Source organism: Pseudomonas sp. SCPG-7, from assembly GCF_002156405.1.
Lineage (GTDB): Bacteria > Pseudomonadota > Gammaproteobacteria > Pseudomonadales > Pseudomonadaceae > Aquipseudomonas > Aquipseudomonas parakoreensis.
The window spans coordinates 376,721-401,046 of sequence record NZ_MVOO01000001.1 but is presented as its reverse complement, the minus strand read 5'-3'; the positions used below and the strand labels follow the sequence as shown (position 1 = coordinate 401,046).

Sequence of the window (24,326 nt, the reverse complement as noted above, 5' to 3'; positions counted from 1 at the left end):
GTGCCGGCCCCAATCGCTGGCAAGCCAGCTCCCACAGGTATTTCTGTCGACCACAACATGAGTGTTCACTGAAGATCCCTGTGGGAGCTGGCTTGCCAGCGATGAGGCCCGCACCGTCACAGATATTGTGTGATTTGAACAAGGCCCCCCCGCATGTCCTCACGTATCGCCAGCAAGCCGTCGGCCATACCCACCGCGCAAGCCGCCACCCCGGCGCTGCTGATCCCTGCCCTGCTGTTGTGCACCTCCGGCGCCGCCGCGCTGGTGTATCAGGTGCTGTGGATCAAGCAGTTGTCGCTGGTGGTCGGGGTCGAGGTCTACGCCATCACCACCGGCATCAGCGCCTTTTTCGCCGGTCTGGCCATTGGCGGCTGGCTGTTCGGGCGCTGGGCTGATCGCTTGCAGCAACCGGTGCTGCTCTACGCCGGGCTGGAAGTGCTGGTGGCGATTCTTGGCGTTGGCGCCACGGTTGCGATGAGCCTGGCGGCGAGCCCGTTTGCCTGGTTGCAAAGCCATGTCGGCCTGCTGGCCTGGCTATTGCCATTCGCGCTAGTGGGGATTCCGGCGGTGTTGATGGGCGGCACACTGCCGGTGCTGGTGCGCTCGCTGGCGGCTGACCCGGGCAAGGCCGGCGGTCAGCTGTATGCGGCCAACACCCTCGGCGCAATTGTCGGCACCCTGCTCGCCGCGTTCGTGCTGATCGCCACCCTCGGCGTGCGCGGCAGTGCGCTGTTTGCCGCAATGCTCAATCTGCTGGCCGCAACCGCTGCGCTGTGGCTGCAACGTCAGCGTCCGACGCCAGTTGCAGCCCCCGTCAAAGCTCACACCGGGAAAGCCGCAGACCGCACCGCCCTGTGGTTATACGCCATCGCTGGCGGCGTGGCGCTGGGGTATGAAGTGGTCTGGTCGCAGTCGATCGTGCAGTTCATGAGCACCCGCACCTACGCGTTTGCCGTGGTGCTCGCCACATACCTGACCGGACTGTTCATCGGCAGCACTCTGCTCGCTCGTCGCGTCGAGCGCATTCGCGATCCGTGGGGCGTGTTCGGTCTGCTGATAGCCGGTGCCGGGCTCATCGCTTTGCTGGAAATTGCTGTGCTCGGGCGTTGGCTGGTGTTGGCGCAAAGTCAGGCCGAGTACTGGGTGCTGACGTTCGGCGCGAGCGAACTGGCCGGCATGAGCGCACGTTTTGCAGTGGCGGCACTGAGCATCGTGTTCGTCCCGACGCTGTTGCTCGGCGCGGCGTTTCCGCTGGCACTGCGCTTGAGCGTGGGACGTGAACGCGTCGGGCGCGATGTCGGTGCCGTGGTCGCGTTCAATACGCTGGGCGGGATTGTCGGGGTGATGCTCTGCGGTTTTCTGCTGATTCCGCTGCTGGGGCTGGTGCGCACGCTAGGCCTGCTGGCAATCATCGCGGCCGGCACTGGCTACGTGGCTGTGCGCAAGGGTCACCACGTCAAAAAAGGCCGACGTCAGGCGGTGGTCGCGTTGGGGCTGGTATCGGTGGCATTGGCCGTACTGACGCCGGTCGACAAAATCGCTAGTCTGCTGCCCGGTGCGCGCAACGGCACGCTGGCGTTCTACGAGGAAGGCCGAGGCGGCACCGTGGCGGTGGTCGCTCAGGGCCGTGGTGAAAACACCTTCCACCGCTTGTACATTCAAGGTGTGTCGAACACCGGCGATGCCATGCCGTCGCTGCGCTACATGCGCATCCAGGCCCTGCTGCCGTTGCTGATCCACAACGGCGAGCCACGTTCGACACTGGTGATCGGTTTCGGCACTGGGATCACCGCCGGCGCCCTGCTGCGCTATCCGGGCCTGGAACATCGGGTGGTTGCCGAGTTGTTACCGTCGGTGGTCAAGGCTGCGCCCCTGTTCAACGGCAACTTCAATGCCGCCAGCGATCCGGGAATCGATGTGCGCCTTCGCGACGGTCGCCAGGAACTGCTGCGCAGCCCGCAGACTTACGACCTGATCACCCTCGAACCGCCACCACCGTCGGCAACCGGCGTGGTCAACCTGTACTCGCGAGACTTCTATCAGTTGGCGGCCAGTCGGCTGGAGCAACACGGCATCGTCGCGCAGTGGTTACCGTTGCCGACCCAGAACATCGACGACTCGCGCGCACTGGTACGCAGCTTCCTCGATGTGTTCCCGTATGCCTCGCTGTGGACCAGCGAGTTCCACGAGATGCTGCTGGTCGGTTCGCTGCAGCCGATGCAACTGGACGCGGCGAAAATCACCGAGCGTTTCCAGCAGGCCAGCGTGCGCAGCACTTTGCAGGATGTCGGGATTGGCTCGGCGGCCGCGTTGCTCGCGACCTGGGTCACCGACCGCGCAGGCCTTGAACGTTTCGCAGCCAATGCCCCGGCGGTCACGGACGATCAGCCCCGGATCGAATACGCGCCGTGGGTGCGCAGCAAGGAAATCACTCGGGTGTTGCCGGCACTGCTGGACTTGTATCAGCCACCACCACTGGTGAATGCCGATGCCGGGTTCACTGAGCGACTGGAGACACACCGTCAGCGCCTGATGCAGTTCTACCGCGCCAGCCTGCATGCGTATGACGGGGATCGGGATGCGTGGGGACGAGATATGCGTGAGGTGATGCGCGGGGATGGCGGCAACCCGTACTTCAGCTGGTTTACCGGGCAGTAACGCTGCCCCCTGTAGGAGCTGCCGAAGGCTGCGATCTTTTGATCTTGTTTTTAAAAAATCAAAGTCAAAAGATCGCAGCCTGCGGCAGCTCCTACATGGGGTCCCGGGTTATTTACTGGCCTTGAGCTTCAGATACATCTGATGCATGTCATTGGCCCAGCCATCAATCACCGGTTTGACGTCAGTGGCCTTCATGGCTTGCGTGTCGTTCTCCAACGGTTTGCCGGTGCCTTTGCGCACCACCTGTGCCACGACTTTGTTGCTCGCACCGTCGAGGAACACCGCTTCGGTGGCCAGCGTGGTTTCCTGATCGCGGATACCGCTGGCAGTGCTGACGGCTGCTGCCACCAACGCCACCGGGATCACTTCATAAGCGTGCAGGCCTTCGGTCTTGCTGCTCACAGCAGTGATGGCCGCACGCACCACAATCACGCCTGGGCCAGGGCCGTTGGCCAGCGGCAGATCCTTGCTGATTTCACGCTTGAGCGCCTGATCGTAATAGGAGGTGATGCCGTTGAGGGTCTGTTGGGAAATCTTCGCGGTCGGTTGCGGCTTTGGATAGAGCTGGGTCGGCTCGATGTACACGCTGGTGAATTTGCTGATATCCACCTTCGGATCGATCCAGCGCATCACCTCGGCACCGGACGGCGATTTGGCCTCCTTGAGCTGGCTGTAGTCCTTGAGAAAGCCGGAATACTCATCGGGAGCGACGGTTTTGCTGGAGCAACCCACCACGCCAAGGGTGGCAATGCAGAGGGTGCCCATCATTACTGCTAGCTTCATGCTGTAACTCCTGTCAGAAGGCCTGAATGTATTGCGTTGGGGGGAGTTACAGGTATAGCTAAAACCGCGGCAATTGCGCTGAAAACCAGAAAATTCACACAACACCGGGCGCCGCGTCACAACTGACGTTTGACAGACGCCGGGCATCCGGCAAAGCTGCATCAAGCTTGAACGCATGCCAGCAGGCCAATGCATCTGACCACGGAAGTCGTAATGCCCAAGCATAAAAATAAAGTCGCACCGCCTGAACCTGATTCGTCCCGACCGTCCCTTTCGCGTTTTCTGTTCCCTCTCACTATTGGCGTGCTGCTGGCCGCTGTGGCGGGCATTGGCTGGTTTCTGTTCAGCACTGCGCCCGCGCCATACACGGCCCCGCCGATCAGCGCGGCGGCGCCTGTCGTCGCAAGACCGCAACCAGTTGCACAGAAACCCGCCAGCATGGTCGATGAGCAACAATGCCAGGGCTGCCACACCGAGCAGGTCAAGGACTGGCAAGGCTCGCATCACCAATTGGCGATGCAGCCAGCGAATGCCGACACCGTGCTTGGCGACTTCAACAACGTCACCTTCAGGGCCGAAAACGAGACCACCCGGTTCTCCCGCAAAGACGACCAGTTTCGCGTCAATACGCCGGGTATCGATGGCAAGAACGCTGACTTCAAAGTCGCCTTCACCTTCGGCATTGCACCGTTGCAGCAATACCTGATCGACGTCGGCGAAGGCCGTTTGCAAGCGCTCGGTGTGGCGTGGGATACCGAGAAACACCGCTGGTTTCACCTCTATCCCGGCCAAGGCGTGAATTTCAAGAATCCGCTGCACTGGAGCAAGCCCAGCCAGAACGCCAACTTCATGTGCGTCGAATGTCACACCACTGGCTTCAAGCGCAATTTCGATGCGGCCAGCAACACGTTCAACAGCCAGTGGAACAGCCTCGGGGTTGGCTGTCAGGCCTGCCACGGCCCGGCCTCGAATCACCTGGAGTGGACGCAGAAAAAAGACGACCTGATCCACAAGGGTTTTGCCGTCGACCTCAAGGACAAGAATGCTACCGTCGAAATCGAAACCTGTGCCCGCTGCCATGCGCGCCGTGCGCCGCTGGGCGATGGCTACACCGTCGGCAAGCACTTGATGGACGACTACCTGCCGAGCACTCTCACCCGCGAACTGTATGCGCTGGACGGCAAGATCAAGGATGAGGTGTTCGAGCACGGCTCGTTCCTGCAGAGCAAAATGTTCGACAAAGGGGTGCGCTGCAGCAATTGCCACAACCCGCACAGCAGCGAACTCAAGGCGCCGGGCAACGCGGTGTGTCTGCAATGCCACAACACGGCGGGCAAGACCTCGGTCGAAGGTGTCGATGGCAAGGGCCTGCAAGCGAAGAACTACGACTCCATCGAACACACCCGCCACACCCCGGGCCAGCCCGGCTCGCAGTGCGTGGATTGCCACATGCCCGGCAAGTTCTACATGGGCAACGACTGGCGCCATGACCACAGCTTCAGCATCCCCAACCCGGAACGCGCGCAAAAACTCGGCACGCCCGACGCGTGTCTGAGCTGCCACCAAGGCAAGGCCGGTGACAAGATCACCGCGCAATTCAAGGTGTGGAACGCCTCCGCGGCGACCCCACAGGCACCGCGCTATGACGAGAGTCTGTGGCTGATTCGCAACGGTCAGCCCGGCGCCGCAAACGCTCTGTATGAGCAATTGCAGCGCAGCGATGTGCCGGCGATTCAGCGGGCAACGTTGCTGGCTGAACTGCCGCTGTATCCGAGTGATCAGGCTTTGAAACTGGCGACTCAGAATCTGAAAGATCCAGCGCCGCAGGTTCGCGAAAGCGCGGTGCGCGCCATCAGTGCCTTCCTGCCGCCCGCCGAGCGCGCCTCGTTGCTGACACCGCTGCTCAGCGATCCGGTGAAAGCCGTGCGCATCGTCGCGGCGCGGGACCTGCTCAGCGTGGCGCGCAACAACGGCCTCGGCGCCGCACAGCCCCATTGGGACGCGGCGATTGCCGAGTATGAGGCGGTGCAGAACAGTCTCGCGGAACGGGCCGAGGCCAACCTGAACCTGGCAATGCTGTATCAGGCCAGTGGCCGTGCTGCCGAGGTCGAAGGGTTGCTGCGCACCGCACTCAAACGCGATCCGGATTTCTACCCGGCGCTGGTGACGCTGGTGCAATGGCTGGAGGCCAATGGTCGGGGTCAGGAAGCGCAGACCCTGCTGGACGACAGCCTCAAGGCGCACCCCGACGCTGCATTGCTGCAGCACACCCGTGGCCTGTCATTGATCCGCGCCGGCAAGACTGCCGAAGCCATGACCGCGCTGCACAAAGCCGCGCAACTGGAGCCGCAGAACCCGCAGTACGGTTACGTGCTGGCGGTGGCGTTGCACGACAGTGGCAAGGTGACCGAGGCGTGTGACGAGCTGGAGCGTCTGCTCAAAGTCCAGCCGGCGAACCGCAATGCCCGGCTGTCGCTGATCCAGTACTACCTGGAGAACGGCCAGGAGCCGAAGGCCCAGGTGCTGTTGCAGGGGTGGAAGAAGATGAACATGGGCGATCCTGCGCTGAAATAACCCTTAATTTCTGTGGCGAGGGAGCTTGCTCCCGCTGGGTGGCGAAGCCACCCCAAAAACAGACATTGCGATTCATCTGGCCGACTCATCATTCCTGCTGGGGAGTGCTGCGCACTCCAGCGGGAGCAAGCTCCCTCGCCACAGAGCCAGCGGTTACCAGGAAGACGTCGCCCCGCTCTTCAACGCCATCTCGCGCCGGCTGTTGGCGCGCATCGCCTTGATCAGCGACACCGAGCCCACCAGCAGAATCGCCGCGCCGAACAGGAAGTCGATGTTGTACAGCTGGAAGTCCTGCACCGGCCCCACCAGCAGCACGCGCACCACGGCAATCGCCACCAGCGTAGCGAGGAAGTCGATCCCCGGTTCGTCGCGATAGAACACGTGCAGCAACGGCAGGCACAACACCAGCAGCAACAACAGCACCACAACCTTGAACGAGCCTTTGCGCTCGACGCTGAAGGCGCATTCGTGCGGGCCGTAGGCCTTGTAGTCCTCGTCGCGGATCATCGAGTTTTTCTCGTTGATGTACTCGACGCGGTTGTATTTCTGAATCGGTGTGAAGGTGTTGGACAGGTCCATCAGCGTGGTGATGTTCTTGAAGCGCAGGTCGATGCGCTCGCTGCCCTTGAGGTAATACAGCACCGGTTTGTAGCCGTAGCGATAGGTGTCGAACGGAAAGTCGGTGACCTGGCCCTGCACGCCGATTGGCCGTGGCTCAAGCTCGGCGTAGGCGCTTTTGGTCGGTGAGGCGAGGTTGCGGCTCAGCGGCTGGACCTTGACCTGTTCGAGGAAGATCGGCGTGACGCCATACGACCACTGCAACGGTTCGAGGCGCAGACGCAGTTCGTTGCGGCCCAGATCGTAGCGGTTGAAGGTGCGTTCGGAGACCACCAGCGAGCCACTGAGCATGAACTCGCCGCGCAGGTTGTTGGTGACGCGCAGGGTCAGTTGATCCTTGCCCAGCAGCGCCGCTTCGGTGGACGGCGGCGTGCCGCACCACGCGGTGCTTTCACCGGCGCCGCCCAACTGGCCGTCGTGGTTTTCCTTGAACACATAGAAGTAACTGGCCCACAGCGTCAGCATCAACAGCAACGCCGTGAGGCCCAAAATCTTTTTGCCCGCACTCACTACCCAGACTCCCTTCTTCGTTCCGTCGTCCAGCCGAAAACCCGCTGGCGACGGCGACTCTACCAAAAGGCCAGCATCGACCCAAGGGAAAATCCGGGATTGGTGCGGGATGTAAGGGTTTCCCCTGCAAGTCACTGCAAAACACCTGTGACGAGGGAGCTTGCTCCCGCTGGGTGGCGAAGCCGCCCCAAACCAGACGACGCGATTTATCTGTCGGATCGCATCATGCCTGTTTGGGAGTGCTGCGCACTCCAGCGGGAGCAAGCTCCCTCGCCACAGAGTCTTCAGCGTCTGCGGAATAGCGGGCGCGGCTCGATCACCGAGCGGCCGTACAGCACGCTCATCCCCGCCAGTCCTTTCAGGGCATCTTCGGCCGACTTGTCCTCGCGCACTGCAAAGCTGTCGAACCCGCACTGGCGCATATGACTGAGCTGATCACGCAAAACATCACCAATCGCCCGCAACTCGCCAGCCCAGCCAAACCGGCTACGCAGCAGATACGCCTGACTGTAGGCGCGACCATCGCGAAAGCTCGGAAAATCCAGGGCAATCAGCGGCAGCGAGGCCAGCCACGGCACCACGCTTTCAACTTCATCGTCCGGCCCCAGCCACACCGCGTGGGTCGAGGGCGATTGCAGCCAGTGCGCCAGCGGCAGGATCAGCAACCCTTGCGGCCTGCCCTGCTCCGGCTCGCGAATCAGCGTCCACGGATCATCCTCGACCTGCCGCGCCACACCCTGCTCCAGCCGCAGCAGATTGTTCATGCCGAGACCTCCAGCATTTTCGGATAGATCCGTTCCTTGAACGGCTCCAGGCCAATGCGCGCCACGGTGTCGACAAACAGTTCCTCGCTTTCGCGGTAACGCACAAAAGTACCGATAATCCGCTCGATCACCTGCGGCACTTCAGCGGCACTGAAGGACGGACCAATGACTTTGCCCAATGCGCTGTGTTTGCCCTGCGCGCCGCCGAGGGTGATCTGGTACCACTCGCTGCCGTTTTTATCGACACCGAGAATGCCGATATTGCCAATGTGGTGGTGGCCGCAGGCGTTCATGCAGCCGGAGATGTTCAGGCTGATGTCGCCCAGATCGTGCAGGTAATCGAGGTTGGCGAAACGCGCCTGAATCGCCTGGGCAATCGGGATCGACTTGGCGTTGGCCAGCGCACAGAAATCGCCGCCCGGGCAGGCGATGATGTCGGTCAGCAGGCCGACGTTGGCGCTGCCCAGATTGTGCTCGCAGGCCAGTTGCCAGAGCGCATACAGGTCAGACTTTTGCACATCGGGCAGGACAATGTTCTGCTCGTGGGCAATGCGAATTTCGCCAAATCCGAAGCGCTCCGCCCAGTCGGCCACCGCCAGCATCTGCAACCCGGTGACATCCCCCGGGGGCGCACTCAGACCCGGTTTGGTCGACAGCACCACGCTGGTGTAACCCGCTTTCTTGTGCGGCTGCACGTTGCGCGCGACCCAGCGGGCGAACGCCGGACTTTCAGCCAGATACGTGCCGAAGTCCAGATCGGTATCGGCCAGGGTGTGATAGATCGGCGGCACGAAAGCACTGGCGACCCGCGCGTATTCAGCCTCGGTCAACTGCGCCGGGCCGTCCTTGAGGTGTTGCCATTCTTCCTCGACCTCTTTGGCGAACGCCTCGATGCCCAGCGCCTTGACCAGAATCTTGATCCGCGCCTTGTACTTGTTGTCGCGCCGGCCATGGCGGTTATAGACCCGCAGGATCGCCTCGACGTAGGACAGCAGATGCTGCCACGGCAAACCTTCGCGGATCTGCACACCGAGAATCGGCGTGCGTCCCAACCCGCCACCGACGATCACTCGCAACAGCATTTGCCCGTCGCGCCCCGGATAAAGATAGAGGCCGATGTCATGCATCATGATCGCCGCGCGATCCTGTTTTGCCGAGCAGATGGCGATCTTGAACTTGCGTGGCAGGAAGAGGAATTCCGGGTTGATCGTCGACCATTGCCGGAGGATTTCTGCCAGCGGGCGCGGATCGATCAGCTCGTCCGCCGCGACCCCGGCGAAGGCTTCGGTGGTGATGTTGCGCACACAGTTGCCGGAGGTCTGGATCGCATGCATGTTGACCTGCGCCAGACGTTCAAGGATGTCCGGCACCTGCGCCAGTTCGATCCAGTTGAACTGCAGGTTCTGCCGCGTGGTGAAGTGGCCGTAACCGCGATCGTGGTCGGCGGCAATGCTCGCCAGCGTGCGCATCTGCTCGGCACTCAGGGTGCCGTAGGGGATCGCTACCCGCAGCATGTACGCGTGCTTTTGCATGTACAGGCCGTTTTGCAGGCGCAGCGGCAGGAACTCCTCATCGCTCAATTCACCGGCCATGAAGCGCTCGACCTGATCGCGAAACTGCGCGACGCGCTCGAACACCAGTGCGCGGTCGTAATCGTCGTATTGATACATGTGCCTGCCCCACCTCATCAATTAATTCTGTGGGAGCGAGCCTGCTCGCGAATGCGGTGTGTCAGGCAACTGCATTGTTGGCTGACACACCGCATTCGCGAGCAGGCTCGCTCCCACAGTTTTCGTAAAGGCACTATGGACGAGCAGCGCAGCACACAACAGATTCACCTGAAACGATAAAAACCGTATCAGGGCGCGGCAGAACGCCGCAGTCAGCACTCCAATCTGATCCGTACAAATGAAAGATTCCTGAGCCTGTTTTGTTTCTGGCGGTATTCCTACAGTGCAGCTCGTGCCAGACCAGGGTGGCCTGGCAAGACTTTGCAACCGTGGAAGAACTGACCATGAGCACAGCAACAATCGGACAGGCTTATAACTACAAGGTCGTCCGCCAATTCGTTATCGCGACGGTGTTCTGGGGTGTCGTCGGCATGGCGATGGGGGTATGGATCGCCTCGCAACTGGTGTGGCCGGAGATGAACCTCGACCTGCCCTGGACCACCTTCGGCCGCTTGCGGCCATTGCACACCAGCCTGGTGATTTTCGGTTTCGCCGGCAGCGCGCAATTCGCCGCCAGTTACTACGCGGTGCAGCGTACCTGCCAGGTGCGGCTGTATTCGGACAAGCTCGCCGCCTTCACGTTCTGGGGCTGGCAATCGGTGATCGTGATCATGCTGATCACCCTGCCGCTGGGCTACACCACCACCAAGGAATACGCCGAGATCGAATTCTCCGGCGCGGTGTGGATGGCGGTGGTCTGGGTGGCGTATGCCATCGTGTTTTTCACCACTGTGGTGCAGCGCAAGACCAAACATATCTACGTCGGCAACTGGTTCTTTGGCGCGTTCATTCTGGTGATCGCCATGCTGCACGTGGTCAATCACCTGTCGATTCCGGTGGACTGGTTCAAATCCTATCCGGTGTATTCCGGGGCCACCGATGCCATGGTGCAGTGGTGGTACGGGCATAACGCGGTGGGGTTCTTCCTGACCACGGGCTTTCTCGGAATGATGTATTACTTCGTGCCGAAACAGGTTAATCGCCCGGTGTATTCGTACCGGTTGTCGATCGTGCATTTCTGGGCACTGATCACCCTGTACATCTGGGCCGGCCCGCACCACTTGCACTACACCGCGCTGCCGGACTGGGCGCAGTCCCTCGGTATGGCAATGTCACTGATCCTGCTGGCGCCGAGCTGGGGCGGGATGATCAACGGCATGATGACCTTGTCCGGCGCCTGGCATAAGTTGCGCACCGACCCGATTCTGCGCTTCCTGGTGCTGTCGCTGGCGTTCTACGGCATGTCGACGTTCGAAGGCCCGATGATGGCGATCAAAACCGTCAACGCCCTCTCCCACTACACCGACTGGACCATCGGCCACGTTCACGCCGGGGCTTTGGGCTGGGTGGCGATGATCACCTTCGGCGCGACGTATCACATGGTGCCGAAAGTCTTTGGCCGCGAGCAGATGTACAGCACACCGCTGATTAACCTGCACTTCTGGCTGGCGACCATTGGTACGGTGCTGTACATCGCCTCGATGTGGGTCAACGGCATCACTCAGGGCCTGATGTGGCGGGCGATCAACGAGGACGGCACGCTGACCTATTCGTTTGTCGAGGCGCTGCAGGCCAGTCATCCGGGCTTCATCGTGCGCTTTGCCGGCGGGGTGTTTTTCCTCAGCGGCATGCTGCTGATGGCCTACAACGTCTGGCGCACGGTGCGGGTCGCCGACGTGGCGCTGGCGCGCAGTCAGGCGCAGATCGCCTGAGGCAGGGAGCTGAAGAGGATGGATATTTTCTTGAATGTGCTGGGCGTGGTGTTTCTGTGGCTGGCGGTGGAGTACTGCCTGCGCCATCAGACTTCAGAGAGCCTCGACGATGCGAGCATGGTGCCGTTTGCCGATGATCCGGAGGTGGCACGGCGGGTGGAACTGGCCACCGGCAAAACCGTGAAAGCGGTGGCGCCGGAAGAGGCGAAACCGGGCTGGATCAATCTGGAGATGTGAGGGGTGTCAGTGACATGCCCCTCACCCTAGCCCTCTCCCAAGGGAGAGGGAACTGACCGCGTTGTACTTTCGAGATGCACCGACCTGAGATTCCGAGCCGAACTCAAGTTTTCGAATTGCACCCGGTAGGCTCCCTTCCCCCTCGCCTCCTTGGGGGAGAGGGTTGGGGTGAGGGGGGGGGTTAGCGCTTGATCTTAGGCGCGATCGCGGGGAATCAGGCTCTGCAACTGCTGTGCAAGAAAGCCCGCATCAAACACGAAGGTGTCCGGATCCTTCAGGCCATTGGTTTTGCGCCACTGCCACTCGCCGCTCGGCAACCCCACCAGCGAAATGCTGCCATAGCGCGCCGCCGTCAGGCCCATCACGGCCAGGGAAATCTGCCCGGCGCTGCCCATCACGTCCGGCACGAATTCCACCATTTTGCCGGCAATCACGATGCTCAGTTTCTCGGTCTTGAAGGTCGAGGTTTCTACCGGCGTGCTCGGCCCGAATGCGACGTAAGCTTCGCGGCTCACCTCCAGCAGGTTCGGTGCCTGCACCGGTTCCAGCCATTGCTGGATCTGGCCGAACAGTTCGGTGATGCGGCTGGCCCACGCCTGCGACTGGGTTTGGAACAGTTGCTTCTTGTGCGCTTCACTCTCGGCATAGTGACGAAGCATTTCGCCCAGTTGTTGTACGTCGTTCATCGGTACGTTCCTCGGAGAGAGCCTGCGAGAGTCGATAGTGACAGATCGGCGTACCGGCGTACGTTTAACCTCGAACGTCGACACCGTGACACTTGGCAAATGGATCAACGGTACAGTTGCTTTGTACTGGCATCCGTCGTGCAACCGATGGACACTCGGCCGGAGCCCGACTTTTCCAATACGGGCCATTGAACGAGGAATTTCAATGCGTACCATCGGCTTGATCGGCGGCATGAGCTGGGAATCCAGCGCTGAATATTATCGACTCATCAATCAACAGGTCCGCGACCGCCTCGGTCCGCTGCGCTCGGCGCAAATCCTGATGTACAGCGTCGACTTCGGCCCGGTCGAACAGGCCCAGCACGCTGGGCGCTGGGACGATGCGGCGGCGATTCTGGTGGATGCCGCGCGCAGGCTCGAGGCCGGCGGCGCCGAATGCGTGGTGCTGTGTACCAACACCATGCACAAGGTCGCGGCGCAGATTCAGGCAGCGATCAGCATTCCGTTCCTGCACATTGCCGAGCCGGCGGCGCAGGCCGCGCTGAATATTGATGCGCACACGGTGGGCCTGCTCGGCACGGCGTTCACCATGGAGCAGGACTTTCTCAAGCAGCGGCTGATTGCGCAGGGTTTGACGGTGCTGGTGCCGGACGACGCCGAGCGCAAAGACGTGCACCGGATCATCTACGACGAATTGTGCGTCGGAGTGATCAGTGACGAATCACGCAAAATCTATCAGCGAGTGATCGAATCGCTGACCACGCGCGGTGCCCAGGCGATCATCCTCGGCTGCACGGAAATCGGTCTGCTGGTCAAACCCGAACACAGCGCCCTGCCGCTGCTCGACACCACCGAACTGCATGCGCAGGCGGCGGTGGCGTTTGCATTGAGCGACTGACTCCCACAGGATTTTTGGGCTTATCGACGGCGCAGACGGGCCATGCTCAGCGTGTCGACCCATCGCCCGTCGCGCACCGCGTAGTCACGGAACAGGCCTTCGTTCTCGAAGCCGAACTTGCGGTACAGACCGATGGCCGCCTCGTTGTCGGCGTACACCGAGAGTTCGACCCGGTGCAGGTTCATCCAGTTGTCGGCGACGTCCAGCGCCGCCGCCAGCAGTGTCGAACCGACCCCTTTGCCTTGCCACGCCACGGCGACCGCCATGCCGACACTGCCGGCGTGGGCGCGGCGGATTCGTGAATAGTTTTCCAGGCCAAGATGACCGACCACCGCGCCCTGATGCAGCGCCACCAGTTTGACCATCCGCTCGTTCTCCGCCAGCAGCCGCTGACGCCAGATCTCGGTAGATTGAAACGGCATCTGCAACACCTGCCGGGTCACCGCCGGATCGTTGTACAGAGCGGTGACGGCCTCGATGTGCGATTCATTGAAGCGTTCAAGGGTGATGGCGGGGTTGTGCTCGGGCATGGCGGATCCTTCCTGGATCGATGGGTGGCCAATCACTCTAAACTGCTTGTTCAAACACATACAAACTGTAGGAGCTGCCGCAGGCTGCGATCTTTTGATCTTGCTTTTAAACGACAAGATCAAAAGATCGCAGCCTGCGGCAGCTCCTACAGGGAATGGTGTGTCGGGGGATTGGGTCAGGTCTGAAACCATTCCTGGCGTTCGTTGAAGGTGTGGTGGGTGAGTTCGACCAGCGTGCGGACTTCTTCTATCGCCTGGGATTCAACGTTGACCGCCAGCCATGCCTGCAACTGCATCGGCTCGTCAAACAGCCCTGGCAGCGCGATCAACCCGCGATCGAAGCGGCTCATGTACGCCGGCAGCAGGCCGATGCACGCGCTGCAGCGGATCATTTCCAGCATCAGCTCGTAAGACTGCATCTGCACCACACCGGCCAGGCGCTGTTCAACCAGTTCATTCCACGGCCGAAAGCTGTCGATCTGCCGGTCGTGCTGCCATTGCACCAGCATGAAATCGCTGAGGTCGTCGGCACTGGCCGGGCGCGCGGTGACGCGGGAATAGCGTTTGGCGATGTGCGGCAGGTAGTCAAGCCGCGCCAGCGCCTGCGGCTGGCTGGTGGCAAAGGTCGGGCCGGGGCTGGGGGTTCCGCCGTGGGCCAGCCACAGCACCACGTCGGCACTGACCGCGCGCAGCGCCAGTTCGCTGTCCAGCGCAATGATCTCCAGGCGCACGCTGGCATTGCGCCGCAGCAACGCGATCAGGTCGCGACCGAGGATGTCATGCAGAATTGATTCGGCAACCGCCAAGCGGATCAGCGGCTGCTCGACCACCGGCAGCCTGCGTTCGTGGGCCAGCGCCACCAGTTGCGCCTGCAACTGCTGACCTTCACGGGTCAGGCTCAAGACGCTGCCTTGAAAGCTGAACAGCGCGTGCTGCAGCGTTTGCTCAAGCTGCGCCAATTGTTTGCGCAGCAAGGTCGAGCGCACGTTGAGGCTGCGCGCCGCCTGCATAAAGCAACCGCAGCGAGCACTGACCAGAAAATATTGCGCGACCTCGGCTTCGATGGTCGCGGCTTGCGCCAGCCACGGCTCGCGCTCGCCCTGTGCCCAGCGATAGTCGGGGCTACCCTGTCGTCCTGCGGGTTCGGTGAATGACATCGATGACTCCCTGTCGATCTTTGTTGTTGATGCTTCCGGCGCGGTATGGAACGTCTGAACCGGTGAAGATCCTGTGGGAGCTGGCTTGCCAGCGATGGGGGACTCACATCCAGCCCCTGTGTTGCCTGACTCTCCGCCATCGCTGGCAAGCCAGCTCCCACAGGGTTATTGGTGGGTTTCGAGGACCTTGTTCAGCTCAGCCCCGTCGATACTCAGCGTCGCGGTATTGAGCATCCCGTCCAGATACGCCTGGGCAATCTGCTCCTGGCGTTGCGCCCGCAAGGCCTGGGTCAGTTGATCGCGCAGTTCGTCGAGGGTCGCGGTACGCGCCGGTTGCTGTTCGGTGAGTTTGATCACATGGAAACCCGCCGCGCTCTGCACCGGCTCGGACACCGCACCGACCTTCAGTTTCGCCACCGCACCCCGTACCTCCGGCACCAGTTGCTGCAACGGTTGCAGCCCGGTGTCGCCGCCGCGTTCGGCGGTCAGGCGATCCTGCGAATACTGAGTCGCCAGCGCGGCAAAATCCCCCGGCGTGTTCTGGGCTTTCTTGCTCAGCTCGGCCGCCTGTTTGCGCACGGCGTCCAGGCTCTGGGCATCCGGCACCGCGAGGAAAATCTGGCTGACCCGATACAACGGCGGGGTCATCCAGTTGGCTTTGCCGGCGTCGTACGCCTGTTGCAACTCGGCCGTACTCGGGTAGTCCGCCGGCACGGTGCTGACCGAGCGCAAATAATCGCGAAAGACGATCTGCTCAGTGGCAGCGCGGGTTTGCCGCACCACGTCCGGACGCTGCGCCCAGCCCTGAGCATCGGCCTGCTCCAGCACCGCTTTCTCTGCCAGACGGGTACGAATCCAGCGCTCCAGTGCTTCACGGTTGCCGCGCAGTTGCTCGGCACTTGCCGGTGGCAATGTCGCCAGCAATGCCTGCAACTCCTGTGGCGTCACCTGCTGATTGCCCAACCGCGCCACTGCCGGCCCCGCAGCAACCGCCGCCAAGGGCGACGATTGCTGGGCGGCAACCGGGTCAGTGCCCGGTCGCAGCACCAGTGCCACGGCTACCACCAACAGCGCCACTGCCCCGGCGCCGATCACCATGGCAGGCTTTTTCACAGCGCGACTTCCTCTTGTTCGGCGACCGCGACTTTGGCTGTCGAGGCTTGCGCGGCCTGGGTGAAATCACGCAGATAGACGATGAACTCCTGCAGCAAACGGTCCCACAGCTCCAGGCTGCCACGCAGGTGTTCGTTGCTCACACCCGCCGCGACCACCACGTCCATTTCCATCACCAGAAATTCGCCCTGCAATGACAACCGGGCAAAACGCCGGGTGGCGTTCCACTGCTCGGCCACACCTTGTGGCAACTCACCTTGCACCCGCAGCGCGCAGCTGAAGGTGAAATCGACGTAGCTGCCCTGCTCCACCGCCGGGTTGCCGAAACGCACGGCATAACCGATGCCCTGACTGGCGCTGAGCAACTGCACGATGCCGTTCTGTTCGGTCTGGTTGACGCGATAACCGGCCGCTTGCAGGACTTCGGTCAGGGATTGCGGGGACACATGGCTGATCAATTGAGTCATGACTTCTTCCTTGTTTGTTAATCAATGCGCGAGCGCGGCTCGCGGCGCGTCGAATTGAGTCTTGTAGAGCTCGTCACCGAAACCTTGGGCCAGTTCATCGAACTTGACCCGGGCGCTGCCCGCGAAGGGCTGGCGGATCTTCATCACCTCGGCGACATCGATGTTTTCGTAGGCGCTGAGGATCTGTTTGGCGACGCCGTACATCTGCTGATTCTTGACTGAACATTGCTGCACTTGTGTGTCACGTTCAGCCAATTGCGCTTGAAGCTTAGACCGTTCTGCCTCTTTGGCACGGGCCATGACCAGCAACTCGTCGTAGGCCTTCTTGAATTTGCCGACCTGTTCGCTGCTGGCGGCGACTTGCGCTTGCGCCTGGCTGTGCAGATTCTGCTGCTGGCCGGCCAACTGTTCGGCCACGCCTCTGGCCTTGGCCAGTTCAGCGGTCAATTGCTTGATCTGCGCCTGCGCGGCCTTGGCCTCATTCTGCGCCGCCAGTTGCGCGGCGCTGGCCTGGGCCTGCTGACTTTGCAGGGCCTGCAACTGCTGAGTGGTGCTGCGCAACTGGGTACGCAGACGCTCCTCCATGCCTTCGGCGTGCGCGCCATGTGCAATGAAAAAACTCAGCCCCAACAGTAAAACTCGTGCGTGCATGACCGTACTCCCGGCGCCTTAGAAGCGCGTGTTGATCTCAAGCTGCAAGACGTCGATGTCGAACGGCGCACCGTACACGGCCTCGGTGCTCATCCAGCGGCCGGTGGCGTAGACGTTCTTCGCCAGACCGTAGTTGCCGCCGAGGATATAGCCCTTGGCGTTGGTGCCGCCGAGGTGGAACGACGAGTCGTTGAAGCCATCAGGCAAGGCGTCCGGCTGGATGTACTTGTAGCCGGCGAACAGGTTCCAGTCGCCCTGCTTCTTCAGGTCCAGCGCGTTGCCAAGGGTGAACTGGACCATCCACGCATTGGCGCCGCTTTGGATCTCGCCGTTGCTGTTGAGGTTGTTGACGATCTGCCCCTCGGAGCGCTTGCGCATGTCGCCTTCGTCGTAACCGAGGTTGTGGATGTAGTTGCCCTGGCTGCGCAATTTGAAGTCTTGCGGCAGATCGGCGTCCCATACCAGGTTCAGGTCCAGCAGGTTGAATTCCGACGCAAGACCAACGAATTGCGGCTGCGGCGTGGTGGTCGGGTTGGCCGGGTTCGGCGTGATGTCGCGCAGCAGGAACACGCTGTTGCCCTTCTGCATGAACGCCGCTCGAGTGCCGTCGGTGTCGCAGCCCGGAGCGCCGGCCCACGGTGCGCAAGGGCTGGAGCGTTGGCCTTGAATGTCGTCGAAACGGTAATAGGCCAACGCACCCTTGAGGCGGTTGTTGCTGTTGATCGCCCACTTGGCGCCAAGCTGCGCGCCGTAGAGCCACTTGTTGTCGCTTTCTTCCTTGTCGAAACCGTTGCTGGTGGTGGTGTCGTTGGTGTAATCCACCGGGAACGCACCAACGGTGCCGAACACGCCCCAGTCGCGGTTGAGCTTGTGGTCAAAAATCGCCGCCACGCCGTCGAAATTCAGGTCGTTGGAATACAGCATGTCGGTAGACATGAACGGGTTGGTGAAGCGCCCGCCGGTCAGGGTCAGCTCATCCGCGGGTTTCCAGTTCAGGTAGCCCTGATCGAGCCAGATGTCTTTCTTGGCAAATCCGCCGCCGAGGTTCTGCGTGGTCGACACCGGGTTGTTGTCCGAGCCGGTGCCGATGCGGATGCCGGCGGTCCATTCCGGCGAGATCACCGCTTTCATGCCCAGCCGTGCGCGCAGGCGGAACTGGTTGGTGCGGTCTTCACGGGTGTTGAGCAACGGCGGCAGACTGGTGCTGCTGTTGGGGTTCACGTCGTACGGACCGTTGTTGTTGAGTTTGGCGAAGTCGACGATTTCGTTGCTGTTGCTGCCCGGGTAGTAGCGCGATTCATCGCGCAGGCGGATGTCGCCATCGAAGCTGATGCGCGAAGCCCAGTCCGGGAAAGTGTTGGGCGCCGCCCAGTTTTCCTGCTTGGCGGTGGCCATGACCTCGGCCTTGACCTGATCGCGGATCTGGTCGCGCACCGCGGCGGGCACGTACTGCACGCGCACATCGCCCGGTGCGGCCACCGGACCGGCTGCGACCGCTGTCGAAGCCGCTGCCTGCTTGGCCTGGGCGGCTTCGTTCTGCGCCTGGGCGATCAGCGCGTCGGCCTTGTCCTGTTTCAGAATGCCCTGCTCGACCAGCAAGCGGATCAGATTGATCGTGGCGTTCTCCGAGGGCGCAGGCGCTGCCGCGGCCTGCCCGACCAGGGTCGCGATGACCATGCCGACCGCCAGGGACAATCGATTCACGTTGGAAATCATCTGCACACAACTCCTTTTCATACAGCTTTATGAATTCGGTTAACCCGGACGCCGCCCTTGCAGGGACAGGCGCACAGGCAAGGTGATGGAGGCCGGTGGCCGTTCGCTCAGATGGGGCGCGTTACGCAATGCGGCCAGCACCTGAGTGTCGATCTCAGGCTTGCCGCTGGACTTGACCAGCTCGACCCGGGTGATTTCGCCGACGCTGCTCAGCCAGACATCGGCCTGCAGCGAAAACGCGAGGTTGCGCAGGTCCGGGTTCTCGCGCAGCAAACGCTGGAAGGTGAACGCCAGGAACTGGCTGTAGGTGCCGGTGCCCAAGCGTCCGCCACCCGCTCCGGCCATGCCGCCGCCCTTGCCGGCGCCGATATTGAAAGCGTCATTGCCGCTCTGGGCGTCGCCGTCGATTTGCATCGGGTTGGCCAGATCGTCCGCCGGCGATGGCGGCGCCTCTTCCTCGGGCTTGACCTCTTGCGGCTCGGGCGTGGGTTCGGGCTCGACGACTTTTTCTTCCACCGGGGTTTCCGGCTCCGGTGGTTTTTCCGGCGGCGGAGGTGGCGGTGGCGGCAATGGAATGATCGTCGGCACCTTCGGCGCTTCACGGCGGATGCCGCTCATGTCATTGGCCCACTGCCACAGGAACCACGCGGCGAGCGCGCCGAGCAGCAGCCCGGCGCCCCACTTCAGGTAACGCAACGGCGAGCGCTTCACCGGCAGTGGCTCGATCGGGAGTTGTGCGGTCATCACTCAGCCCTGCGTCGGTTTGCCGGTCACCAGACCGACCTGGGACAGTTCGAGCCGGCGCAACAGATCCAGCACTTCAATGACCTTCTGGTACTGCACCGTGGCGTCGCCGCGCACGATCACCGGGAAGTCCGGGCTCTGCGCTTTCTCGATCCGCAGGCGCTCCTCCAACTCGGCGAGGGTCACCGGGTAGGCGTCGAGGAACACCTGGCCGCCGTCGTTGACCGAAATCGCCTTGGTCTTGGCCTCCGACAGCGACACCGAGGCGCTGGCCTTGGGCAGGTTGATCTGGATCCCGGAAACCTGCGCGGTGGCGGTGAGGATAAACATCACCAGCACCACCATCAGCACGTCGACCAATGGGGTGATGTTGATGCTGTCCACCGCTGCATCTTCGTCATCGTCGTGGGAGGCATTTACGGACGCCATGGCAGTGCTCCTCAGGCCGGTACGGAGTGGTTGGCGTGATGGCCGCGCTGATGCGCCGCTTCGCTGGACTGGCCTTCGCCGTGCATCTCCGCCAGACGCGTGATGAACTCGTCGACGAACACGCGCATGTCGGCGCTGACTTCCTTGTTGCGGGTGATCAGGCGGTTGTAGCCAAACAGCGCCGGGATCGCGACGAACAGGCCCATGGCGGTGGCGAGCAATGCGGCGGCCATGCCGGGCGCGATGGCGTTGATGTTGACGTCGCCGGCCATGGCGGTGCCGAGGAACACCACCATGATCCCCAACACGGTGCCGAGCAGGCCGATGTACGGACCGCCAGCGATGGCGTTGGACAGGGTCGAGAGTTTCGAGCTGAGCGCCTGGTTCTCGCGGGTGCGCACGCCGTCCATCGAGCAGCGAATCGCTTCAATCGTCGCTGCCGACACCGAAGAGGTATCGGCGCCCTGCTCGCGGCGGGTACGGATTTCCTTGACCGCCACCGAGTACAGGCGCCACAGCGGCGAATGCTGCAGACGCTGGGCCAGTTGCGCGTCGTCGGCGAACATCTCCAGACGGGTACCGACCTTGGCGAACTGCTCGCGGAAATCCTCGTTGGCCTTGCTCACGCGGCTGAGGGTGCGGTTCTTGCGCAGCATGATGATCCACGACTGGAACATCATCAGCACCAGCACGGCGATGATCACCCAGGCGTCCACCGGTACCGCGTTGAGCAGGAATCCGAGGCTGCCGAAACCGAAGCCGGACTGCTCTTCGTCGACGCCGTAGGCCACCAGTTTCGACTCCGCGCCTTGCGAGGTGGCGTCGGCCAGCAGCAACGTCGCCGGGCGGGCAACTTTGGAAAGGCGCAGTTCGTCGATGGCCCCCACAAATGGCTGGTACGGGCCAGCGGCCAGATCACCGCCAACCGCCATCACTGAATTGAACGCCGGCATCGCTTGCGCGAGGGTCGCGCCCTCACGACCGTTGATGTACAGGCTGACTTTCGAACCTTCGGCGGTCAGCGCGACATGCTGCCATTGGCCGGGATTCAATGGTTGAGTAGCCACCGCGCGCTGGCCGTCGATCTCCACGAACGGCACGCCTTGATTGACCCCGACCAGCAGACTGTTGGCGCCTTCACGGCGGGCCAAAATCAGTTGTTCGCCATTGGCCTGGTCCAGCCGCAGCCACGCACTGAAGGTGAACGCGCTGCCCGCGTTGTGCTGCAACGATGGGCTGGCCGGCAGCAGCAACGGCTGGCCGCTGAACTGCAAGGCGCGCCCGACTACACCGTCAATCGCCGCGCCAGTGGCGCTTTGCGCGGTGTTGCCGTAGGCGGTGGTGTCCTTGGCCGGGGTGCCGGTGGCGCCGTCGAAGTGATACAGCGCGGTGTAATTCGGATCGAACGTCAACTGGCCGTTGCCGGTGGCCGGGGCCTTCTGGTTGCCGTAATACATCCAGATGTCCTGACGCTGGCCGCCCTCGACATTCGGCACATCGACCCAGATCAGCGCCATGCCCATCAACGCGTCGAAGCTTTCGATCTGGTGATTGAGCACGGTCTTGTCATCAGCGGCGACGAAGCGCAGGTCCGCACCGTCTTCCTTGACGCCATCGAAGGTGAAATTGCCGGTGTGCAGGCGCACCAGCAGCGCGGTGCGGCCCAGCGCCTGGTTGATCCCGGCACCCTGCGGCGTGGTGTCGACGGCGATCTGTTTGCGGTAATGCCAGTCGTCCTGCCACCAGGCCTGCGCCGTGGCCGGGAGCACGAAGCCCAGGCAGATCAACAACGAAAGAATGAGGCGCTGCATGAACGTGCTCCTTTAGAACGTGGCTTGAAGGTTGAAGTGCAGGCGCGACGCCTGCTTCGAGGTGTTCGGCCCTTCGAGTAGCGGGTAGCCCCAATCGAGGCTGCCGGACAGCCATTTGCTCAGGCTGGCGCGGGTGCCGAGGCCGACGCTGGCCAGGGCGTAACTGGCGTCCTGATCCGGCAACTCGTCACGCAGGTACAGTTGCGCGCCTTCGGCGAAGGCGTAGAAGCGCCACTCCTGCATCCAGCTGCCGGCGTATTTCGCCAGTGACGGCGTGCGCAGTTCCTGACTGAGCAGCACCCCGTCATCCCCGGTGCGTTCAGCGGCCAGATAACCGCGCACCGAAGTGGCTCCGCCGGCGGAGAATTGTTCGTTGGAGACCAGTGGCCCCGACGCCAATTGGAACGCGCCTTTGCTCGCGCTTTGCCAATCGTTGTCGAAGGTCCAGGTGAAGGTGCTGTCGCCCTTGACCACGGCGAAACTCGGGTTGGCGCGGTAGCGTTTGTAGTCGAAGTCTTCGTCGGAACTGCCGTAACCGAACATGCTGCGGGTGGCCGCTACCAGACTCAGGCCGAGGCCTAGCTGGCTCTTTTCGGTGTAGCGGAAACCGTTGTAGGCGAAGGTGAACGGCGCGTATTTCAGCGGCACCTTGTCGCTCTCGCCGGACAGGGTCAGGCGTTCATCGAAGTCCTTGAAGTCGATACCAGCCGACAGCGAGTTCGACCAACTGCCGCTGGACGGCAGCGTGTAGATCGCCGACACCCCGTAGGAATGGCCCTTGCCCAGCACATTGCTGCCGCCGATGGTCGCGACGTTGCTGTCGGACTGATAACCGGAAAACTGCACGCTCCAGCGCTCGCTCAGCGGCGCTGTGTAGGAAGCCGACCAGACCTTGGCGTTGTCGGTGTCTTGCGGCGCGGTGAAGTACGTCAGGTTGATGCTGTGGCCGAGTTGCCAGAGGTTGTTGTAGCCGAGGCTGGTCACGGCGCGCAGCTTCTCGGTGTCGGCGCTGTAATCGTTGTTGAGGCCGACGCTGGCGCTCCACGGGTTGTGGTCTTCGACCTGCAAATCGACGTCCATGGTGCCGGGGCGCTGACCTTCGCGCACCAGCGGCATGACCTGACGGCCAGGGGTTTTATTGAGCTGCGCCAGTTCGCCCTGAACCTTGGCGAAGTCCGGCACCTCGCCTTCTTTCAGGGCCGGGACGTTGTCGCGGATGTCCAGCGGCGAATAGTGTTTGGCGCCGACCACACGCACGCGGCCGACCTTGGTTTCGCTGACTTGCAGGTAGACGATGCCGTTGGACACCGCTTGTTCCGGCAGCTCGACGAACACCGATTGGTAGCCGCGCTGCTGATAAGCCTTTTGCAGGGCATCGCGGGCGCCTTCGATGTCAGTCATGGCTTTTTGCGGGCCGAGAAACGGGTACACCGCTTCTTCAATCGCCCGCGCGTCGAGCACAGTGTTGCCGCGCACGAAGTATTCGTTGACGTCCACCAGACGTTGCGGCGCAGCAGCTTCAGCAGCTTCTTCGGCGAATGCCGGTTGCGCGCCGGCCGTCACCAGCAGCCAGCCCCACAGCGCCAGCCGTGACGTGAAAATCTGATCCACACTACCCCCTGAATTCGCGATGACCTGTTGGCGCTGTTGCGCGCCTTGTGTGTTGCGTCAGTTGCTGGCTGTCGAGGCACCGCTGTGTTTGCCGAGCCAGGTGTGCAGCAGCGCGAAGTTCAAGGAGAACTCGGGCATTTGCAGCAAGGCACCGCAGAACACTTCGCCAATGATTTTTTGAATGAGCAGCACCGCACGCGGCTCGTTGAGCAGCGTGGCGATGTCGCGACTGAGGACGTTGAAACTCCAGACTTTCTGATTCAGGCCAAGACCGACGAACCAACGGAACAGCAGGTTGTAATTGAGCTGCTCATACAGCTGCTGTTCGCTGGGCACCGAATACAGCAGTTGCAGGAGCAGGATGTGCATGACGGTTTGCGCGGGGATGAGCATGCCGGGCTCGGCATTGAGTTCGTGCAGCAGGCCTTGGTGAGCGTCGAGCAAGTCGTCGATTTGCGGGCGCAGCAACACCAGCGAATGGCCTGGCGGAATGTAACTGGAGACCTCTTTCAAGGCGCCCTGCCAGTCATCCTGCGAGACGATCCAGACCCACGGCGCGCCGTAGCGATACACCGAAACCGGCTTCTTGCGCGCCGCTTCGACGATCTTCGACAGGCGCTGATCGAGCTCCTGCATGCCCACTTTCGAGTAGCGTTCCATAGTCCCCATTGCCTCACTCCCGGCGTCCCGCCTCGGCTTGTGAAAAGCGCCCCGTTGGGCCCCTCAAGCGCGTTACATAGGCATGACTGGACTGGCTATGTGCTACCGAACTTTTGTCATAAAAGCTTCATTACAGAATTGGAGTGAGATTGTTCGGGCGCTGAAGAACCTGTGGGAGCTGGCTTGCCAGCGATGGCGGTCTGTCAGCAAAGAATGGGTTGCTGACCCGACACTATCGCTGGCAAGCCCGGCGTCCGCCTGTAGCAC

General features: G+C 62.0%; 21 protein-coding genes. 5 read left to right on the top strand and 16 right to left on the bottom strand.

Annotation, left to right across the window (positions count from 1 at the left end; all coding sequences use genetic code 11):
- The first annotated feature begins 153 nt into the window (after positions 1–153).
- Positions 154–2,658 (top strand): fused MFS/spermidine synthase, encoded by a 2,505-nt coding sequence (locus tag B1722_RS01925; RefSeq protein ID WP_086791052.1) that lies wholly within the window; start codon positions 154–156, stop codon positions 2,656–2,658.
- 108 nt (positions 2,659–2,766) lie between these two features.
- On the opposite strand, the gene B1722_RS01920 is transcribed toward B1722_RS01925, so the two are convergent.
- Positions 2,767–3,441, bottom strand: a complete 675-nt coding sequence (locus tag B1722_RS01920; protein WP_041066938.1) for a DUF3313 domain-containing protein — start codon at positions 3,439–3,441, stop codon at positions 2,767–2,769.
- Between the two features lie 213 nt (positions 3,442–3,654).
- Here B1722_RS01920 and B1722_RS01915 point away from each other — a divergent pair, with 213 nt between their 5' ends.
- Entirely contained in the window at positions 3,655–6,015 is a 2,361-nt protein-coding gene (locus B1722_RS01915) for a tetratricopeptide repeat protein (protein ID WP_086791050.1), read from the top strand.
- 153 nt (positions 6,016–6,168) lie between these two features.
- On the opposite strand, the gene B1722_RS01910 is transcribed toward B1722_RS01915, so the two are convergent.
- The 3 genes from B1722_RS01910 to B1722_RS01900 all read right to left on the bottom strand — a co-directional run bounded on the left by B1722_RS01910 (position 6,169) and on the right by B1722_RS01900 (position 9,577).
- Positions 6,169–7,143, bottom strand: a complete 975-nt coding sequence (locus B1722_RS01910) for a hypothetical protein (RefSeq protein ID WP_041066933.1) — start codon at positions 7,141–7,143, stop codon at positions 6,169–6,171.
- 284 nt (positions 7,144–7,427) lie between these two features.
- Entirely contained in the window at positions 7,428–7,907 is a 480-nt protein-coding gene (locus tag B1722_RS01905; RefSeq protein WP_086791048.1) for a DUF934 domain-containing protein, read from the bottom strand.
- Entirely contained in the window at positions 7,904–9,577 is a 1,674-nt protein-coding gene (locus B1722_RS01900; RefSeq protein ID WP_086791046.1) for a nitrite/sulfite reductase, read from the bottom strand. The genes B1722_RS01905 and B1722_RS01900 overlap by 4 nt, the downstream gene beginning before the upstream one ends.
- Before the next feature lie 344 nt (positions 9,578–9,921).
- Here B1722_RS01900 and ccoN point away from each other — a divergent pair, with 344 nt between their 5' ends.
- Together ccoN and B1722_RS01885 are read left to right on the top strand one after the other, a co-directional pair.
- Positions 9,922–11,349, top strand: a complete 1,428-nt coding sequence (ccoN, locus tag B1722_RS01890) for a cytochrome-c oxidase, cbb3-type subunit I (protein WP_086791044.1) — start codon at positions 9,922–9,924, stop codon at positions 11,347–11,349.
- 18 nt (positions 11,350–11,367) lie between these two features.
- A complete protein-coding gene (locus tag B1722_RS01885) occupies positions 11,368–11,586 on the top strand; it encodes a hypothetical protein (RefSeq protein ID WP_027613752.1) in 219 nt (72 codons plus the stop codon).
- Between the two features lie 194 nt (positions 11,587–11,780).
- Here the strand turns inward: B1722_RS01885 and B1722_RS01880 are convergent, their stop codons facing one another.
- Entirely contained in the window at positions 11,781–12,272 is a 492-nt protein-coding gene (locus B1722_RS01880; RefSeq protein ID WP_086791042.1) for a hypothetical protein, read from the bottom strand.
- A gap of 205 nt (positions 12,273–12,477) precedes the next feature.
- Between B1722_RS01880 and B1722_RS01875 the strand changes: the two genes are divergently transcribed.
- Positions 12,478–13,170: an aspartate/glutamate racemase family protein gene (locus B1722_RS01875; protein ID WP_086791040.1), complete on the top strand. Its 693-nt coding sequence runs from the start codon at positions 12,478–12,480 to the stop codon at positions 13,168–13,170.
- A gap of 20 nt (positions 13,171–13,190) precedes the next feature.
- On the opposite strand, the gene B1722_RS01870 is transcribed toward B1722_RS01875, so the two are convergent.
- From B1722_RS01870 to B1722_RS01820, 11 genes are all read right to left on the bottom strand, one after another.
- A complete protein-coding gene (locus B1722_RS01870) occupies positions 13,191–13,700 on the bottom strand; it encodes a GNAT family N-acetyltransferase (protein ID WP_086791038.1) in 510 nt (169 codons plus the stop codon).
- A gap of 176 nt (positions 13,701–13,876) precedes the next feature.
- Complete coding sequence (locus tag B1722_RS01865) at positions 13,877–14,857, bottom strand: LysR family transcriptional regulator (RefSeq protein WP_086791036.1); 981 nt, start codon at positions 14,855–14,857, stop codon at positions 13,877–13,879.
- A gap of 165 nt (positions 14,858–15,022) precedes the next feature.
- Entirely contained in the window at positions 15,023–15,970 is a 948-nt protein-coding gene (locus B1722_RS01860; protein WP_041072652.1) for a peptidylprolyl isomerase, read from the bottom strand.
- Positions 15,967–16,437, bottom strand: a complete 471-nt coding sequence (locus B1722_RS01855) for a YbjN domain-containing protein (protein ID WP_086791034.1) — start codon at positions 16,435–16,437, stop codon at positions 15,967–15,969. Before B1722_RS01855 ends, B1722_RS01860 begins: the two co-directional genes overlap by 4 nt.
- Positions 16,438–16,458: 21 nt before the next feature.
- Positions 16,459–17,088, bottom strand: coding sequence for a hypothetical protein (locus tag B1722_RS01850; RefSeq protein ID WP_041072649.1), 630 nt, complete (start codon positions 17,086–17,088; stop codon positions 16,459–16,461).
- 18 nt (positions 17,089–17,106) lie between these two features.
- Positions 17,107–18,804 (bottom strand): putative porin, encoded by a 1,698-nt coding sequence (locus B1722_RS01845; protein ID WP_086791032.1) that lies wholly within the window; start codon positions 18,802–18,804, stop codon positions 17,107–17,109.
- 39 nt (positions 18,805–18,843) lie between these two features.
- Positions 18,844–19,548 (bottom strand): energy transducer TonB, encoded by a 705-nt coding sequence (locus tag B1722_RS01840; RefSeq protein ID WP_086791030.1) that lies wholly within the window; start codon positions 19,546–19,548, stop codon positions 18,844–18,846.
- 3 nt (positions 19,549–19,551) lie between these two features.
- Positions 19,552–19,977 (bottom strand): biopolymer transporter ExbD, encoded by a 426-nt coding sequence (locus tag B1722_RS01835; RefSeq protein WP_003224462.1) that lies wholly within the window; start codon positions 19,975–19,977, stop codon positions 19,552–19,554.
- Between the two features lie 11 nt (positions 19,978–19,988).
- Positions 19,989–21,788, bottom strand: coding sequence for a DUF2341 domain-containing protein (locus B1722_RS01830; RefSeq protein WP_086791028.1), 1,800 nt, complete (start codon positions 21,786–21,788; stop codon positions 19,989–19,991).
- A 12-nt stretch (positions 21,789–21,800) separates the two neighbouring features.
- Positions 21,801–23,399, bottom strand: coding sequence for a ShlB/FhaC/HecB family hemolysin secretion/activation protein (locus tag B1722_RS01825; protein ID WP_086791027.1), 1,599 nt, complete (start codon positions 23,397–23,399; stop codon positions 21,801–21,803).
- A 57-nt stretch (positions 23,400–23,456) separates the two neighbouring features.
- On the bottom strand, positions 23,457–24,068 hold the full coding sequence (locus B1722_RS01820) for a transposase (protein WP_086791026.1): 612 nt from the start codon (positions 24,066–24,068) through the stop codon (positions 23,457–23,459).
- Positions 24,069–24,326 lie beyond the last annotated feature (258 nt).